We start from the raw sequence: 15,877 nt of genomic DNA, 5'->3' as shown, positions 1-15,877 counted from the left end.
CTTGCGGGGGTCATGTGTGCAACATAGATGGAGGCAATGGCAGATTCCACCCAGGCCCTTGCAGGTCCTCCACAGGCGGCGAAGAAGCCGCATTCCTTCACTCACCACGGCCTGAGCGTGGAAGACGACTACGCCTGGCTGCGCGACGCGGGTTATCCCGAGGTCACCGACAAGGCGGTGCTGGACCATCTCGAAGCGGAAAACCGCTGGTTCGAGTCGCGCATGGAAGGCCGCCAGGGGCAGATCGACGCGCTGTTCAAGGAAATGCGCGCGCGCATCAAGGAAGCCGACAAGTCGGTGCCGCAGAAGGACGGCGATTTCCTCTACTGGATCGAATTCGAGGAAGGCGCCGAATACAAGAAGTGGTGGCGCCGCCCCGTGGGCGCCAGCGAAGACGGCAGCGCCGACGAGCTGATCCTGGACGAAGTGGCCCTGGCCGAGGGCAAGGAATACTTCAACCTCGGCGCGATCTCCACCAGCGCCAACGGCAAGCTGCTGGCCTATGCCTATGACGACAACGGTTCGGAGCGCTTCACCGCGCGGATCAAGAACCTGGAGACCGGCGAACTCCTGCCTGACGAAATTCCCGGCACGCTCTCGGCGCTGGTCTGGGTGGCGCAGGACAAGGGCCTCGTCTACTCGCTGGCCAACGAGCAGTGGCGTACCGACAATGCCCGCCTGCACTGGCTGGGGCAGCCGCTGGAAAGCGATGTCGAACTCTATCACGAGGATGACGAGGGTTTCCGCGTCGGTTCCTCGCTCTCCTCCAACGAGAAGTGGCTGCTGATCGGCGCCAGCGATCACGAGACCAGCGAATGCCGCATGGTCCTTGCCGACGATCCGCTGGGCCCGCAGATCCTGGTCAAGCCGCGCGTCAAGGGCGTGGAATACGACGTGGATGAGCGCGAGGGCGTGCTCTACATCCACACCAACGACAGCCACGAGAACTTCCGCCTCGCCACCGCGCCGCTGGATAATCCCGGCGAGTGGAGGACGCTGATCGAGGGGGCCGATGCCTTCTACCTCACCGGCGTGGACCTGTTCCGCGACTTCTACGTGGTCGAAGGCCGGAAGACGGCCGGGCGCGGGGCCGGGCTCGACCAGATCGAGCTGCGCTACTACGACGATTCCTCCCGCGTCGAGCCGATCGTCTTCCCCGAGGCCAGCTACTCGGCCGGGCTTTCCAACAATCCCGAATGGCACATGGACGTGCTGCGGGTGACGTACGAATCGATGGTCAGCCCCTCGTCGGTCTACGACTACGACGTGAAGGACCGCACGCTGGAGCTGCTGAAGGTCCAGGAAATCCCTTCGGGCTACGACGCCTCGCTCTATGCTACCGAGCGGCTGGAAGTGACCGCGCGCGACGGCACGGCGATCCCGGTCTCGGTCGTCTATCGCCGCGACCGCACGAGTGCCGGGCCGCTGCATCTCTACGGCTACGGCGCCTACGGCATCTCCATCGATCCGGGGTTCTCGACGGCGCGCCTCAGCCTCGTCGACCGTGGCTTCGCTTATGCCATTGCCCATATCCGCGGCGGCGACGATCTGGGCCGCGCCTGGTACAAGGCCGGCAAGCTCGAGAAGCGGGCCAATACGTTCAACGACTTCGTCGATGTGGCCAAGGGCCTGATCGAGCGCGGCTTCACCGAGGCGGGCAAGATCTCGATCTCGGGCGGCTCGGCAGGCGGCGAACTGATGGGCGCGGTCATCAATTCCGATCCCGACCTGTTCGGCGCGGTGGTGGCGCATGTGCCTTTCGTGGACGTGCTGAGCACCATGCTCGACGACACATTGCCGCTGACTCCGGGCGAATGGCCGGAATGGGGCAATCCCATCGAGGACCGGGCGGCCTTCGAGCTTATCCGCAGCTACTCGCCCTACGATCAGGTCAAGGCCCAGGCCTATCCGCCGCTGATGGTGACGGCCGGGCTCAACGATCCCCGCGTGACGTATTGGGAGCCCGCCAAGTGGGTCGCCCGTCTGCGCGAATTGAAGACGGACGGCAACGAACTGATTCTCAAGACCAACATGGGCGCGGGCCACGGCGGCAAGTCCGGCCGGTTCGAGAGCCTGAAGGAAACCGCGGAGGAGTTCGCGTTCATCCTTTGGCAGCTCGGCGTTTCCGAGTGAAGCCGCCCTTCACCCGGACATTCACGGCGCAGGCCCATGACATCGACGTCATGGGCCACGTCAACAATGCGGTCTGGGTGCAATGGATGGAGGCCATGGCCACCGCGCACTGGGAAGCGGTGGCCCCGCCCGAGCACCAGGCGCTCTACGCCTGGGTCGTGACCCGGCACGAGATCGATTATCGCGGCAATATCCGCGAGGGCGAAAGCGTGACGGGAGAGACCTTCATTCCCGAAGGTCCGAGCGGCGCGCGCTTCGTGCGACGCGTGGATTTCCGCAACGAAACGGGCAAAGTGCTCGTTTCCGCCCGGACGACCTGGGCCATGATCGACATCGCCTCCGAACGCCTCATGCGCGTGCCACCCGAGGTCGCGGCGCCCTTCTGGGACGGGTCTGACTGACCCCGCGCAACGTTCCGCTGAACCCTTGGTATGGTCCCGTAAGCTCGGGCCGCCCTCGTCCCGGGGCAAGGCCGGGACGAGAGCCGCCAGATCATCAGCCCAGAACGTCGCTCACCGGCACGTAGTCGTACCCCAGCTCGGTCGCCACGGCCTCGAAGGTCACTTTGCCGGCATGGACGTTGAGGCCCTCGGCCAGGTAAGGATCGGCCTGTAGCGCGGCCTTCCAGCCGAGGTTGGCGATCGCCAGGGCGTGGGGCAGGGTGACGTTGTTCAGCGCGTAAGTGCTGGTGCGGGCCACGGCGCCCGGCATGTTGGCCACGCAGTAGTGGACGATGCCGTCGACCACGAAAGTCGGTTCGGCATGGGTGGTGGCATGGCTGGTTTCGAAGCAGCCGCCCTGGTCGATGGCGACGTCCACCAGCACGGCGCCCGGCTTCATCGTGCCGAGCATGTCGCGGGTCACCAGCTTGGGAGCGGCCGCGCCGGGGATCAGCACGGCGCCGATCACGAGGTCGGCATCGGCCACGCTTTCCGCCAGGTTGGCGGTGCTGGCGAAGCGGGTCTTGGCGCGGGCCTCGAAATAGATGCCCAGCCGCTCGAGCACGTCGGGGCTGCGGTCGAGGATGGTGACGTCGGCGCCGAGGCCCACGGCCATCTGCGCGGCGTTGAAGCCGACCACGCCGCCGCCGATCACTGCGACTTTGCCCGGCATCACGCCCGGTACGCCGCCCAGCAGCACGCCGCGCCCGCCATGGGCCTTCTCCAGCGCGGTGGCGCCGGCCTGGATCGACATGCGCCCGGCCACCTGGCTCATCGGCTTGAGCAGCGGAAGCTGCCCACCGGGGCCGGTCACGGTTTCATAGGCGATGGCGGTGACGCCGGACTTCACCAGGTCGGCCGTCTGCTCGGGGTCGGGGGCGAGGTGCAGGTACGTGTAGAGGATCTGGCCTTCCCGCAGCATGGCGCGTTCGCCCGCCTGCGGTTCCTTGACCTTCACGACCATCTCGCAGCCTTCGAAGATCTCCCGCGCGGTCGCCACGATCTTGGCGCCCTGGCGGGTATAGTCGGCGTCGCTGGCACCGATGCCCTGGCCGGCACCGCTTTCCACCCAGACTTCGTGCCCGTGAGTCACAAGTTCGCGGGCACTCTCCGGCGTCAGGCCGACGCGATATTCGTGGTTCTTGATTTCCCTGACCGTACCGACACGCATATTATCGACTCCGCGAAAAACTCTCCTGCCGATGAGATACACCCGGGCCTCTGCAATGTTTCACCGAATTGGGGCTTGTCAGAAAGCTGGGCAGGAATATTTCCCAGTCCTGAAACAAACGACAAGAGAATTTTCCATGGACCGGGCAGACCGCGCACTCCTCGAAGCGTTGCAGGCCGATTCCTCGCGCTCGATCGCCGAACTGGCGGCTCTGGTGAACCTGTCGTCCTCCGCCTGCCACCGGCGCATCCGCGCCCTGGAGGAGCAGGGCCTGATCCTAGGCTATGCCGCGCGGGTGGATGCCCGGCGGCTGGGCCTGTCGATGGAAGTCTTCGTCGAGATCAGGCTGACGAGCCAGAGCCGCGAGGCCATGGAGCGTTTCGAGCGGGCGGTGGGAGACTTCGACGATATCCTCGAATGCCACCTGATGTCGGGCGCGGCGGATTATCAGCTGCGTGTCGCGGCCTCGGACCTCGATCACTACGACCGCATCCACCGCGACTGCCTGGCGCGGCTGCCGGGGGTATCGTCGATGCGGACAAGCTTCGCGCTGCGCCGGATCAAGCGGTTCGAGGGCTATTCGGTGCCGTGAACGCCCGCGGGCAAGGCGTCACCCGAAGGGGCGCTTCCCGGAGGGATGCCGCCCGCCAGCGTCAATGCGCGTCGCGCAGGTCCTGGGTCAGGATGCGATCGCGCGCGGCGCGCAAGTCGCCGGTCTCGTGCTGGATCGACAAACGCTCCCGGTCGCTGGCGCGATAGGTTTCCTCGGCATTGTCGATCTGCTCGATGGAGAGGCCAAGGTCGTCCAGCGCCTCGCGGGCCAGGGCGACGGCCGATTCCATCACTTCGCGGACCATGAAGGTGACGGGGGCATCCATCAGCCGGATCATCGCGCGGCGGTCATAGACACGGGCGAGGATGCGGGCATCGGGAAAAGCCTCGTGGACGTTCTGGAGGAAGCTGTCCGAGAGCTGGTCGCCGTCGATGCAGAACACGATCATCTGCGCGCCGCCGGCGCCGGCCTGCCGCAACAGGTCGATGCGGGTGCCGTCCCCGAACCAGACTTTCGCGCCGAAACCGCTGGCGACGTCGATCATCTCGATGTCGGTATCGATCAGCGTCACCTGGATTTCGGCGGCGATCAGCACTTGCGCCACGGTCTGGCCGAAGCGGCCGTAACCCACCAGTAGGGCCTTGGCGCCGTCCTTGCGGGGCCCTTCGCGGGTTTCCTTGCTGGTCGGCATTTCGCGGATGCGCGCGGTGGCCATCATCAGGAACGGGGTGGTGACCATCGACAGGGTGACGATGGCGCTGAACAGGCTGGCGGCGCGCGGCTCGATCAGCCAGGCGCTCTGCGCCTGCGCGAAAAGCACGAAGCCGAACTCGCCGCCCTGGCTCAGCAGCAGGCCGAGCGCCAGCGCACTGCGCCAGTTCATGCGGAACAGCAGGCCCAGCCCGAAGATCACCGAAGCCTTCACCGCGATCAGGGCCAGCGCCATGGTGGCGACGAACAGCGGGCGCTCGGCAATGGCGGAAAGGTCCAGCATCATGCCGACCGACATGAAGAACAGGCCGAGCAGGATCGAGCGGAACGGCTCGACGTCGGCCTCCAGCTCGTGGCGGTAAGGCGTATCGGCGAGCATGACGCCAGCAATAAAGGCACCCAGCGCGGTCGAAAGGCCGAGCGACTGCATCAGCGCGGCAGAGGCGATCACGGTGAACAGCGCGGCGAAGACGAACATCTCGCGCTCGCCGAGATTGCCGATCAGGCGGAACAGCGGGCGGATCACGAAGCGCCCGGCCAGGATCAGGCCGGCGATGGCGGCCAGGGTCTCCAGCACCAGGATCCAGCCCGGAGGGCCTTCAGGCAAATGCGGGTTGCGGTTCATCGCCGCGATGATCGTGATCAGCGGGATGATCGACAGGTCCTGGAACAGCAGGATTGCGAAGGAGCGTTCGCCGAAAGGCGTGTTCAGGCGCCCGGCGCTCTGAAGCATCGGCAGGACCTGCGCGGTCGAGGACAGCCCCAGCGGCAGCCCCAGCGCCAGCGAGGCGGCCAGGCTGAACCCGGCGGAATAATAGATCACCGCAGAGACCGCGAGGCCGCAGAGCGTCACTTGCAGGAAGCCGAGGCCGAAGATCTCGTTGCGCATCCGCCAGAGCCGCCGCGGCGCCAGTTCCAGGCCGACGATGAACAGCAGCAGGGTGATGCCCAGCTCGGCAATGCCCAGCTTGTTCTCCGGATCGCCGACCAGGCCCAGCGCGTAAGGCCCGAGGATGGCGCCTGCGAGCAGGTAGCCCAAGGTCGCACCCAGGCCGAGGCGGCGGAACAGCAGGACGAAGGCAAGCGCCGTGCCGAGCAGCAGGAAGCCGTCGCGCAGGAGGAATGCCTGGGTATGATCTTCCATCGGGGCCTTTCGGGCGGGAAGCGAAAATTGCGTGCGGACGGTCTTCTTAGGGCGTCACGCTGCGGTGCGGAACCCTAGACGAAGGGAGGGGCCAGAAAAGGCCAAACGATCCAAGTGGGGCTGAACCGGGCCGCGTCGGACCGGGCGCGCCGATCGGGGGGCGGGCCGATCGGGGGCCGGGCCTGCGATGGCTCAGCGCGGGAGCACGCCGGTGCAGACATATTTCAGCACCAGCCCGTCCTCGCCCGCCCATTGCACGCCGGAGATGCTTGGGCTGGCATCGCTCCAGTCCCGCAGGACCGTGCCGTTCGGTCGGACGATGCGCCAGTGATAGGACAGGGCGCGGCTGCCGGTACAGTCCACCGCGCGCTCGGTGTAGAGCACGGTGCCTTGCGGATAGCCGGCATGGGCGCGCAGCAGGACCTGCATCTGCCGGAACTGCCGCCCGATCATGCCGGCCTTCACGCTGGCCTTGTCGACATAGACGCTGCGGCCGAGCGTGTTTTCCACGCTGGGCACGAACAGACGCTGCCATTGCGCCGCCACGCCCGTCGCCGCCACGCCCGTCGCGGCCCCGCCCGTCGTGGCCAGGGCGGGCGCGGCCAGCAGGCCGAGCAGGGTCAGGCCGCGCTTTCCGGCTCGCATCAGAGCGGGCTGCCGTTCTCGTCGCGGTAGATGTCGCGGCGGCCGACGTGGTTGGCGGGGCCGACGTAGCCGTCGTTCTCCATGCGCTCCACCCACTTGGCGGCGGTGTTGTAGCCGACGCCCATCTGCCGCTGGAGCCACGAGACCGAGACTTTCTGGTTCTCGAACACCAGCTGGCAGACCTGCCGGTACTTGCGCTCTTCCGGCTGGTCCGACGCGGTGGCGTCGAGGTCGTCGAAGCCGAACGAGCCTTCCTCCGGCTCCTCGGTGACGGCATCGACGTAGTCCGGCTTGCCCTGGCCGCGCCAGTGATCGGCAACGTGCTCGACTTCCTCGTCCGAGACGAAGGGCGCGTGGACGCGTTTGATCGGGTCGGTGCTGGGCTTGTAGAGCATGTCGCCCTTGCCGAGCAGCTGCTCGGCGCCCTGTTCACCCAGGATGGTGCGGCTGTCGATGCGGCTGGTGACGGCGAAGGAGATACGGGTCGGCAGGTTGGCCTTGATGACGCCGGTGATGACGTCGACCGAGGGGCGCTGCGTGGCCATGATGAGGTGAATGCCCGCCGCGCGGCTCTTTTGCGAGAGGCGCTGGATCAGCACTTCGATTTCCTTGCCCACCGTGACCATGAGGTCGGCCAGTTCGTCGACGATGAGGACGATCTGCGGCAGCGTCTCGTAATCGAGCTGGCGATCCTCGTAGAGTTCCTCGCCCGTCTCCGGGTCGAAACCGATCTGGATGCGGCGACCGAGCGGCTTGCCCTTGGCGGCGGCGGCGCGGACCTTTTCGTTGAAGCTGGCAAGGTTGCGCACCGAAATCTCGCTCATCTGGCGATAGCGGCGCTCCATTTCCTCTACCGCCCACTTCAGCGCGCGCACGGCCTTCGGCGGCTCGGTCACCACCGGCGAGAGCAAGTGCGGAATATCGTCGTAGCTCTTGAGTTCGAGAACCTTGGGATCGACGAGGATCAGGCGGCACTGCGCGGGGGTGAGGCGGTAGAGCAGCGAAAGCAGGATGACGTTGAGGCCGACCGACTTGCCCGATCCGGTGGTACCCGCGACCAGCAGGTGCGGCATGGTTGCAAGGTCCGCCACCACGGGCTCGCCGGCGATGTCCTTGCCCAGGATGATCGGCAGCATGCCCTTGTGGTTGGCGAAAGCCTCCGAGGCGACCATTTCCTTGAACGAGACCATCTGGCGGTCGGCGTTCGGAAGCTCGATGCCCATGACCGTGCGGCCGGGGATCGAGGCGACGCGCGCGGAAATCGCGCTCATGTTGCGGGCGATGTCGTCGGCCAGGCCGATCACGCGGCTGGCCTTGATGCCGGGAGCAGGCTCCAGCTCGTACATGGTGACGACCGGGCCGGTGCGCACGGCCGTGATCTCGCCCTTGACGTTGAAGTCGTCAAGCACGGTTTCCAGCAGCCGCGCATTGCGCTCCAGGCTGAGCTTGTCGACCTTGGGCTGCGAATTGGGCGGCGGATCGGCCAGGATGTCGAGCCCGGGCAGTTCGTACTTGTCGAACATGTCCTTCTGGCGGTTGCCCAGGTTGAGCTGCGCTGGGGCGGCGCTGGCCTTGGGATCGCTGATTTCGGGCGCCTTGCGCGGCTTGTCGGCCGCGGCGTCGAAAGCGGCGGCGGGCGCATCGATGCGGGGCGCGGGCTTGGCCATTTCCTCGCCCGTGTCGCGCGCGCTTGTATCGCGTGCCCCCTTGTCGCGTGATTTGGTCTTTTCGGACATGGCGGGCGCTGCCTCGCCTTCGCCGCGCAGGCGGCCGATCCGGCCCGGCAATGTCAGCAGGCGCACCCAGTCGACCGCGAAGACCTGTCCGGCCAGGGCCACGCCGGCCAGCGCGCAGAGCAGCGCCAGCACGAGCTTGATCCAGCCCTGGACGACTTCGGGCGCGAAGGCCGCGATGCCGGTGATGCCCTTGGCGCCCAGCAGGCCGGTAATTCCGCCCATCGAGGCGGGCAGCACGCCGCCGGGCGCCGTGAAGACCAGCGACATGACGGTGGCGATCAGCGTCATGGCGATCGCCAGCACTGCCACCGGGCGCCACCAGCGCTGGTTGGAATGCTCGATCTCGTTGTCGTCCTCCTCCACCAGCAGCCAGAGCTTGCGGGCGAAGACGTAGAGCAGCGGCACGAACAAGGCCGAAACCGGGCCGAACAGCACCAGCGCGCGCTCGGCCACCCAGGCGCCGACGGAGCCCATCCAGTTCTGCGCCGGCCCCCCTGCGGCGGTGGAGGCGGAAGGGTCGGTCTGGTGATAGCTGACGAGTGCCAGGGCCAGGAATGCCATGGCCGCGAACAGTGTCAGCGCGCCGCTCAGTTCGGAGGCGCGGCGCAGGGAGCGCTTGAGAACGGCGCGCCAGTTCGGCTTGGCGATCCGCCGTCCTGGTGCGATGGGCCGGGTGGCCATTAAGAATTCCCCCTGGAAATCGGGCCTCTGATCAGGCCCGGATAATGCGCTCTGGCGGGACTCGCCGTCAAGAATGGATCGGGAACAGCCCTGTGGGCTAGCGGGCAAGGCCCTGAATCGCAGCCCATTTCCTCGACGGCAAAGTGCGCGCCCGATGCACTGTCATGCCGCCCAGCGCAATCACCGGAACGGCGGAACGGGCGGCGAGCAAGTGAAAATGCACGCGGCCGAGCGTCGCCCCGCCGGGATGAGAGCGGGTCGCGAAGACCGGCGAGAGCAGGATGGCGTCGGCGCGGGCGTGGTGAGCCCGCCCCAGTTCGCGCAGGGAATGGACGGTGACGAGGCGCGGGCAAGCGGGCCCCCGCGCCAGCCTTGCGGGCGCGCCATAGGCGCCGTCTGCGCCCCAGCCCCGCGCCTCCCGCGCCGGGCCCGACAGGAACAGGCTGTGCCCGAAGCGGCGGGCCGCGCGCGCAAGCGCTGCAAACCGGGCGCGGCGCGCGGCAGGGGCCAGGTGATAGTGCCGATAGACCAGCCCCGATCCCCGCGGCAGGCGGGCGAGGGTGCGCTCCAGGGCTTCGTCGTTGCGGGCGTCGGTGATGAGCCAGATGTCGGGAAGAGGCGGGTGGCGGTTCGGCACGAAGCCGCTATAGCAGCGCGCCATGGATCAGCCAGTATCTCCTCTCGACGACATCCGTGCCCGCATCGCCCAGGCTGCCCGCATTGCCGGGCGCGAGGCCGAATCGGTGGAACTCGTCGCCATCTCCAAGACTCACCCCGCCGAGGCCATTGCGCCCCTGATCGCCCAGGGCCAGCGCGTCTTCGGCGAAAACCGCGTCCAGGAAGCCGAGGCCAAGTGGCCGGCCCTGCGCGGCGAGCACGAGGGCATTTCGCTTCATCTCGTGGGGCAACTCCAGTCCAACAAGGCCGAGGATGCCCTGAACCTGTTCGACTGCATTCATTCGGTAGACCGGCCCTCGCTGGTGTCCGCGCTGGGCAAGGCGATGGACAGGACCGGCCGCCGGGTGCCCTGCTTCGTGCAGGTCAATATCGGCGCCGAGGAGCAGAAGGGCGGCTGCGCCATTGCCGAAGTGCCCGCATTGCTGGCTTCCGCGCGCGAGGCCGCGCTTCCGGTCGCGGGCCTGATGTGCGTGCCGCCGCAGGGCATCGAGGCAGCGCCGTTCTTCGCGCTCCTGGCGAAGATTGCGGCGGACAACGGCCTGTCGCAGCTTTCGATGGGCATGAGCGAGGACTTCGAGACCGCCATCATGCTCGGCGCCACGCATGTCCGCGTCGGCAGCGCCCTGTTCGGCGCGCGGGGCTGATCTGAACTTTAAAGCCGGCGCGTCCCGGACTTGATCCGGGACCGCTGGCCGCTTGTGACGCGCGAACTCTCCGTCGCGCGGGATCGGTCTAAAGCCGCGGCGACTTGCGCGTTTTGAGCGAGGGAAGGCGGCTGGCGACTTGTTGTTCCAGCAGCCCGTCCAGCAAGGCCGCGATGGCATTGTTCGGATTGTCGCCGCAGAAACCGCTGAGCCAGTGAGCCCGGCCTTTCGTAAGGCGTTCGGTCACGAAACCGGGCCCGTCCATGCAGATCCAGCGAACCTGCCCTCGGCTTTCCGGAGTGCCTTGGGCGAGCAGTTCGTCGATCGTCCCTGCAAGATCATCGTAGGCATCTTCGGAAAGAGCGAAACGCATTTCGCCGTCCGGATCCCATCGGTCGATCCCATGGCGGAAGAAGCGTGCAAGGACTTGAGGGCCCTGATCCCGCGTCCTGCCGTGCAGTTCGATGATGTATCCGGGCGCGCCCAGGGCGGGCGTGGAGCTGAAACGGATGACGTCGTCCGCGATTTTGCGCAGCGGTCTGCTTCCGGTTCCGTTCAGGACATCGCGATGTGCGGCGTAAATTCCTTCGCCCAGGTTGAGCGCGCTGGGCGTTTCCGACGCCGACGAAGGGCTTGCTCCGGCTGCAAGCGGCGAACCCAGAAATGCGAAGAACGCCAGCAACGCGGCGGTGCGGTGCGGCTTTCTTCGCATCTCCGGATCGGACCTCAGTTCGGCGTTTCCAACTCGTTGCCGGTCAGCGTTACCACATGGAGCAGGTTCGTCGAACCCGGCGTGCCGAAGGGAACGCCGGCCAGTGCCACCAGGCGCGTGCCGGCGGCGCCGAAGCCGTGGCGCAGGGCCATGCGCTTGCCCTTGGCGATCATCTCCTCGAAGCTGCCGATGTCCTTGGTGGTCACGGCATGCGCGCCCCAGAGCAGGGCCAGGCGGCGGGCGGTCTTCTGCGAGGGCGTGAGCACCAGCATCGGCGCGGCGGGACGCTCGCGAGCGACGCGGCGGGCCGAGCCGCCCGATCCGGTGAAGACGATGATGCCCTCGATCGGCAGGGTGTCGGCAATGGTGGCGCAGGAGGCGGAGAGCGCGTCGGCCGTGGTGGCGTCGGGCGGGGTCTGGGCAAGGTGGATGCGCTCGCGATAGGTGGAGTCGGTCTCCACCTTGATGGCGATGCGGTCCATGATCGTCACCGCTTCCACCGGCCACTGGCCCGCTGCCGTTTCGGCCGAGAGCATGACCGCGTCGGCACCGTCATAGACGGCATTGGCCACGTCGGACACTTCGGCGCGGGTCGGGGAGGGGCTGGTGATCATCGATTCCAGCATCTGCGTGGCGACCACTACCGGCTTGCCGATGGCGCGGGTCTTGGCGATGATGTGCTTCTGGATCGGCGGCACTTCTTCCGGCAGCAGTTCCACGCCCAGATCGCCGCGGGCGACCATGATGCCGTCCGAAAGCTCGATGATCCCGTCGATGGAATCGACCGCCGCCGGCTTTTCGATCTTCGACATGAGCGCGCAGGCACCGCCGATCAGGCGGCGCGCTTCGGCCACGTCTTCGGGGCGCTGGACGAACGACAGGCCGATCCAGTCGGCGCCCTGCTCCACCGAGAACGCGAGGTCGCGGCGATCCTTGTCGGTCAGCGCGGGGACCGGCACGATCGCGTCGGGCACGTTCACGCCCTTGCGGTCGGAAATGAACCCGCCGACTTCGGCGGTGCAAAGGATCGAATCGGCTTCCGGCTTGATAACCACCAGGCGCAGCTTGCCGTCGTCGATCAGCAGGCGCTGGCCCTTCTGGAGAATGCCGAAGAGTTCGGGATGCGGCAGGCAGACGCGGTTCTCGTCACCCGGCGTGGGATCGCGATCGAGCGTGAAGTGGGCGCCGTGGCGCAGGAACACCTTGCCCTCGGCGAAAGTGCCGACGCGCAGTTTCGGGCCCTGGAGGTCGCAAAGGATCGCCACGGGGCGCATCAGGTCCTTTTCGACCGCGCGGATATTGGCGATGGTTTCGCGATGGGTCTCGTGATCGCCATGGCTCATGTTGACGCGGAACGCATCGGCGCCGGCCTTGAGCAGCTTGGCGATGGTCTCCTTGTCGCGGCTGGCCGGCCCCAGGGTGGCAAGAATCTTCACCTTGCGCTGGCGCTTGATGCCGCGATGGTGCGGCGAACGACGAAACGGAGGGGTGGTGGCCAAAATCTGTCTGCCTCTCTTTCGATATTTCGGCGACATATGGCAAAGGCGGCATGACAAACCAAGGACGATTGCCAGAAATATGAACGGAAACGACCAGATCGACCAACTCGACGACGCTGTGGCAGCTGCGGCGTTCCGTCGCCTTGTGCGGCACCTCCAGACCCGCCACGATGCGCAGAACATCGATTTGATGGGGCTGGCCGGCTTCTGCCGCAACTGCCTGGCGGACTGGATCCGCGATGCGGGCTACGATGGCGACAAGGCTGCGGCGCGCGAAGTGATCCATGGCATGCCCTTTGACGCCTGGAAGGATGCCTATCAGAGCGAGGCTACGCCCGAGCAGATCGCGCGGATGGAGGAAAGCCTGAAGAAAAACGGCGGATCGCACTGACGCCCCGGGGCGATGTCCCGGGGCCGGTTTCGGGGGCGTGCCAGCGCCCTCAGGAACTCGCGAGCTTCATCATGACCAGCCCGGCCAGGATCAGCCCGGCCGCGGCGAGGCGCATGGCGCTGGCCGACTCCCCGAGCAGGACGATGCCGACGATGAAGGCGCCCAGCGCGCCGATGCCGGTCCAGACCATGTAGGCGGTGCCCAGCGGCAGCACGCGCATCGCCCAGGACAGCAGGCCGAAGCTCGCCAGCATGGCCGCGATCGTGACGATGCTGGGCCAGAGGCGGGTGAAGCCGTTGGACTGCTTCATCGCCGAGGCCCAGACCACTTCGAAGAGGCCGGCAATGACGAGAACGATCCAGGGCATGGCAGTGGGCATTGGGGGGCAACCTCCTGAAATGGTTGCCGGGCCGTCCCGGTCTTGATGCTCCCGGGCGCGAGGTCGGTTCGGCCGGGGAGGCGGGAACGTGGTCGCCGCTCGCGGGGCGAATAACGCGGGCCCGTCGGGGATGCAACGGGGAAGGGCCGGGCGCCCTTGCTGCGGATTACACACAGGATTTCCACAGGTCGGCGCTTTGCCCGAATCCGGCGCAGTCGCTATCAGCCGCCGCCAAACCGATTCACGATTCCTATTGGAGCACTACACCGATGGCCGAAACCACCGACGATCGCCTGCGCCTGCTGATCGAGCGCGTCGAGCGCCTCGAAGAGGAAAAGAAGGGCATCTCGGACGATATCCGCGACGTCTACAACGAAGCCAAGGCAGTCGGCTACGACGTCAAGATCATGCGCCAGATCGTGCGCATCCGTAAGATGAAGCCGGATGACCGCCGCGAAATGGACATGCTGCTCGACACCTACAAGACGGCGCTCGGCATCGACTGATGTCGCGCGCCTTCGACATCCGTCGAAGGCGCACCGAACAAGGACTTGGGCCGGTGCAGCAAGCTCGTCACTTTCGTGGCGAGCGCACCCGGCAAAGACTCCGGCGTCTCGCCCCGCCCTTGCGGCCGGGCGGAAACGCGCGTCACGTCCCGAAATGCACCAGCAGCATGGTCGCCGCATTGGCGCCGGCGTGCTGGAGCATGGCGGCGTGCAGGCCCACGCGCTGGCGGGTGAAGCTCAGCAGCAGCGCCGCCCACAATTGCGGCAGCACCAGCGGCAGCGTCAGCACCGAGACGGCAGGGTAGTTCGTCAGGTGCACGCCTGCGAAGACCAGCGCCACGATCCAGAACACCGCCGGATAGGCCGCAAGGAATCCGGCCATGGGCGCGCGGCGCTTGCGCAAGGCGATCCAGCCGCCCAGCGCCGCAAGGGCCAGCGCCGCCAGCGCGCCTGCCAGCACCATCGGCGCCATGCCTTTCGCGCAGACCACCAGGATCGCCAGCACCACGGTACAGGCCAATAGCCAGAGCGCGCGGGGGCGCCCTGTCTGCCAGCCGCGGAAAAGCGCCTCTTCGGCGATCGGGGCAATCAGGATCGTGAAGGGGAGCAGCCAGCCTCCCGGCAGCTTGTCGAAAGCATCGGGCGGGGAAAGGTGCATGGCCTGCTGCCAGATCCCGATGAGCGGCAGCACCACCAGGAAAAGTCCGGCGATGTGAACCGTTTCCAACACGCCGAGCGCCGCCCACCCTTCGCGCCTGCGCAGGCCGATCGGCGTCAGCACGGCGGGCCGCCGCAGGAAAGACGGCAGTTCGCGCAGCATGCCCAAGGGTGCGAAAGGCGGCGCGGAACGGGCGGGCGGGTGGGTTCGGGTAGCCATGCCCGTTCCTGATAGCCCCGTCATCCTTGCCAATTCGTTGTGCGATGCGGCGCATGATCGGCGTGCGGAGCGGGCGGTTGCCCTCGGGTGCCGGCCTGTTGTAAGGCGCGCCCTGCGTCAATTGGCACACAACATTCACCGGACCTCATTCTCCGGGCCTCGCGGATCAGTCCGCAGGCAGGCAGACGAGCGAAGCAAGAGCGGACCCATGGCAGGCCATTCCAAATTCAAGAACATCATGCACCGCAAGGGCGCGCAGGACAAAAAGCGCTCGGCGCAGTTCAGCAAGCTCTCCCGCGAAATCACCGTCGCGGCCAAGATGGGCATGCCTGATCCGGACATGAACCCGCGCCTGCGCGCCGCCGTCAACGCGGCCAAGGCGCAGTCGATGCCCAAGGACAACATCCAGCGCGCGATCGACAAGGCCAGCAAGGGCGATGCCGAGAACTACGAGGAAGTGCGCTACGAGGGCTACGGCCCCGGCGGCGTGGCCCTCATCGTCGAGGCGCTGACCGACAACCGCAACCGCACCGCCACCAACGTGCGCACCGCCTTCTCCAAGAACGGCGGCAACCTTGGTGCTTCGGGCGCGGTTTCGCACGGTTTCGAACGCCTCGGCCTGATCGAGTACCCCGGCAGCGTGGGTGACGAGGACAAGGTCCTCGAAGCCGCGATCGAAGCCGGCGCCGACGATGTCGAAAGCGATATGGGCGATGGCGACGAGAATCCCGGCAGCCACCAGATCTGGGTTTCGGTCGATTCGCTTCACGAAGTCGCCCGCGAGCTGGAAAAGGTCCTGGGCGAAGCCGAAGGCGTGAAGCTGGCATGGAAGCCCAACCTCACCGTCGACGTCGATGCCGACACTGCCGGCACGCTGATGAAGCTGGTCGACACGCTCGAAGAAGACGACGACGTCCAGACCGTCTGGGGCAATTACGACATCTCCGACGAAGTCATGGAAAAGCTGGGCTAAGCCC

The 15,877-nt window shown here is 66.7% G+C and carries 16 protein-coding genes; 7 read left to right on the top strand and 9 right to left on the bottom strand.

Features of this window, described 5'->3' with window-relative positions:
- Positions 1–27 precede the first annotated feature (27 nt).
- Both EDF57_RS13545 and EDF57_RS13540 read left to right on the top strand, forming a co-directional pair.
- Complete coding sequence (locus EDF57_RS13545) at positions 28–2,133, top strand: S9 family peptidase (protein WP_132264697.1); 2,106 nt, start codon at positions 28–30, stop codon at positions 2,131–2,133.
- Entirely contained in the window at positions 2,130–2,534 is a 405-nt protein-coding gene (locus EDF57_RS13540; RefSeq protein WP_132264699.1) for an acyl-CoA thioesterase, read from the top strand. The genes EDF57_RS13545 and EDF57_RS13540 overlap by 4 nt, the downstream gene beginning before the upstream one ends.
- Positions 2,535–2,628: 94 nt before the next feature.
- Here the strand turns inward: EDF57_RS13540 and ald are convergent, their stop codons facing one another.
- On the bottom strand, positions 2,629–3,744 hold the full coding sequence (gene ald / locus EDF57_RS13535) for an alanine dehydrogenase (RefSeq protein WP_134094687.1): 1,116 nt from the start codon (positions 3,742–3,744) through the stop codon (positions 2,629–2,631).
- Between the two features lie 136 nt (positions 3,745–3,880).
- Here ald and EDF57_RS13530 point away from each other — a divergent pair, with 136 nt between their 5' ends.
- Positions 3,881–4,336 carry an Lrp/AsnC family transcriptional regulator gene (locus tag EDF57_RS13530; RefSeq protein ID WP_134094686.1) on the top strand — a complete coding sequence of 152 codons (456 nt, stop codon included), beginning with the start codon at positions 3,881–3,883 and terminating at the stop codon, positions 4,334–4,336.
- Positions 4,337–4,397: 61 nt separating this feature from the next.
- Here the strand turns inward: EDF57_RS13530 and EDF57_RS13525 are convergent, their stop codons facing one another.
- The 4 genes from EDF57_RS13525 to EDF57_RS13510 all read right to left on the bottom strand — a co-directional run bounded on the left by EDF57_RS13525 (position 4,398) and on the right by EDF57_RS13510 (position 9,875).
- Entirely contained in the window at positions 4,398–6,152 is a 1,755-nt protein-coding gene (locus EDF57_RS13525) for a cation:proton antiporter (RefSeq protein WP_132264705.1), read from the bottom strand.
- 192 nt (positions 6,153–6,344) lie between these two features.
- Complete coding sequence (locus tag EDF57_RS13520; protein ID WP_134094685.1) at positions 6,345–6,797, bottom strand: hypothetical protein; 453 nt, start codon at positions 6,795–6,797, stop codon at positions 6,345–6,347.
- The gene (locus EDF57_RS13515; RefSeq protein ID WP_134094684.1) at positions 6,797–9,214 is read right to left on the bottom strand and encodes a DNA translocase FtsK 4TM domain-containing protein; all 2,418 of its coding nucleotides are present in this window, start codon (positions 9,212–9,214) and stop codon (positions 6,797–6,799) included. The genes EDF57_RS13520 and EDF57_RS13515 overlap by 1 nt, the downstream gene beginning before the upstream one ends.
- Positions 9,215–9,311: 97 nt before the next feature.
- A complete protein-coding gene (locus tag EDF57_RS13510) occupies positions 9,312–9,875 on the bottom strand; it encodes a thiamine phosphate synthase (protein ID WP_134094683.1) in 564 nt (187 codons plus the stop codon).
- Here EDF57_RS13510 and EDF57_RS13505 point away from each other — a divergent pair.
- The gene (locus EDF57_RS13505; RefSeq protein ID WP_134094682.1) at positions 9,874–10,536 is read left to right on the top strand and encodes a YggS family pyridoxal phosphate-dependent enzyme; all 663 of its coding nucleotides are present in this window, start codon (positions 9,874–9,876) and stop codon (positions 10,534–10,536) included. The genes EDF57_RS13510 and EDF57_RS13505 overlap by 2 nt on opposite strands.
- Positions 10,537–10,624: 88 nt before the next feature.
- Here EDF57_RS13505 and EDF57_RS13500 read toward each other — a convergent pair whose 3' ends face one another.
- Together EDF57_RS13500 and pyk are read right to left on the bottom strand one after the other, a co-directional pair.
- Positions 10,625–11,248, bottom strand: coding sequence for a hypothetical protein (locus tag EDF57_RS13500; RefSeq protein ID WP_134094681.1), 624 nt, complete (start codon positions 11,246–11,248; stop codon positions 10,625–10,627).
- A gap of 14 nt (positions 11,249–11,262) precedes the next feature.
- The gene (gene pyk / locus EDF57_RS13495; protein ID WP_132264716.1) at positions 11,263–12,783 is read right to left on the bottom strand and encodes a pyruvate kinase; all 1,521 of its coding nucleotides are present in this window, start codon (positions 12,781–12,783) and stop codon (positions 11,263–11,265) included.
- 43 nt (positions 12,784–12,826) lie between these two features.
- Here pyk and EDF57_RS13490 point away from each other — a divergent pair, with 43 nt between their 5' ends.
- Entirely contained in the window at positions 12,827–13,138 is a 312-nt protein-coding gene (locus tag EDF57_RS13490) for a DUF1244 domain-containing protein (protein WP_134094680.1), read from the top strand.
- A gap of 49 nt (positions 13,139–13,187) precedes the next feature.
- On the opposite strand, the gene sugE is transcribed toward EDF57_RS13490, so the two are convergent.
- Complete coding sequence (gene sugE, locus EDF57_RS13485; protein ID WP_132265308.1) at positions 13,188–13,505, bottom strand: quaternary ammonium compound efflux SMR transporter SugE; 318 nt, start codon at positions 13,503–13,505, stop codon at positions 13,188–13,190.
- Positions 13,506–13,786: 281 nt separating this feature from the next.
- On the opposite strand from sugE, the gene EDF57_RS13480 reads away from it, so the two are divergent.
- Complete coding sequence (locus EDF57_RS13480) at positions 13,787–14,023, top strand: DUF2312 domain-containing protein (RefSeq protein ID WP_086492369.1); 237 nt, start codon at positions 13,787–13,789, stop codon at positions 14,021–14,023.
- Between the two features lie 142 nt (positions 14,024–14,165).
- Here EDF57_RS13480 and EDF57_RS13475 read toward each other — a convergent pair whose 3' ends face one another.
- Positions 14,166–14,900, bottom strand: a complete 735-nt coding sequence (locus EDF57_RS13475) for a CPBP family glutamic-type intramembrane protease (RefSeq protein WP_134094679.1) — start codon at positions 14,898–14,900, stop codon at positions 14,166–14,168.
- Between the two features lie 208 nt (positions 14,901–15,108).
- Between EDF57_RS13475 and EDF57_RS13470 the strand changes: the two genes are divergently transcribed.
- A complete protein-coding gene (locus EDF57_RS13470; protein ID WP_132264720.1) occupies positions 15,109–15,873 on the top strand; it encodes a YebC/PmpR family DNA-binding transcriptional regulator in 765 nt (254 codons plus the stop codon).
- Positions 15,874–15,877 lie beyond the last annotated feature (4 nt).

The sequence above is a fragment of the Novosphingobium sp. PhB55 genome (assembly GCF_004368805.1).
In the GTDB taxonomy this organism is placed as follows: Bacteria; Pseudomonadota; Alphaproteobacteria; order Sphingomonadales; family Sphingomonadaceae; genus Novosphingobium.
Note: the sequence above shows the minus strand (reverse complement) of the source record. Positions and strands in the feature narration are given on the sequence as shown.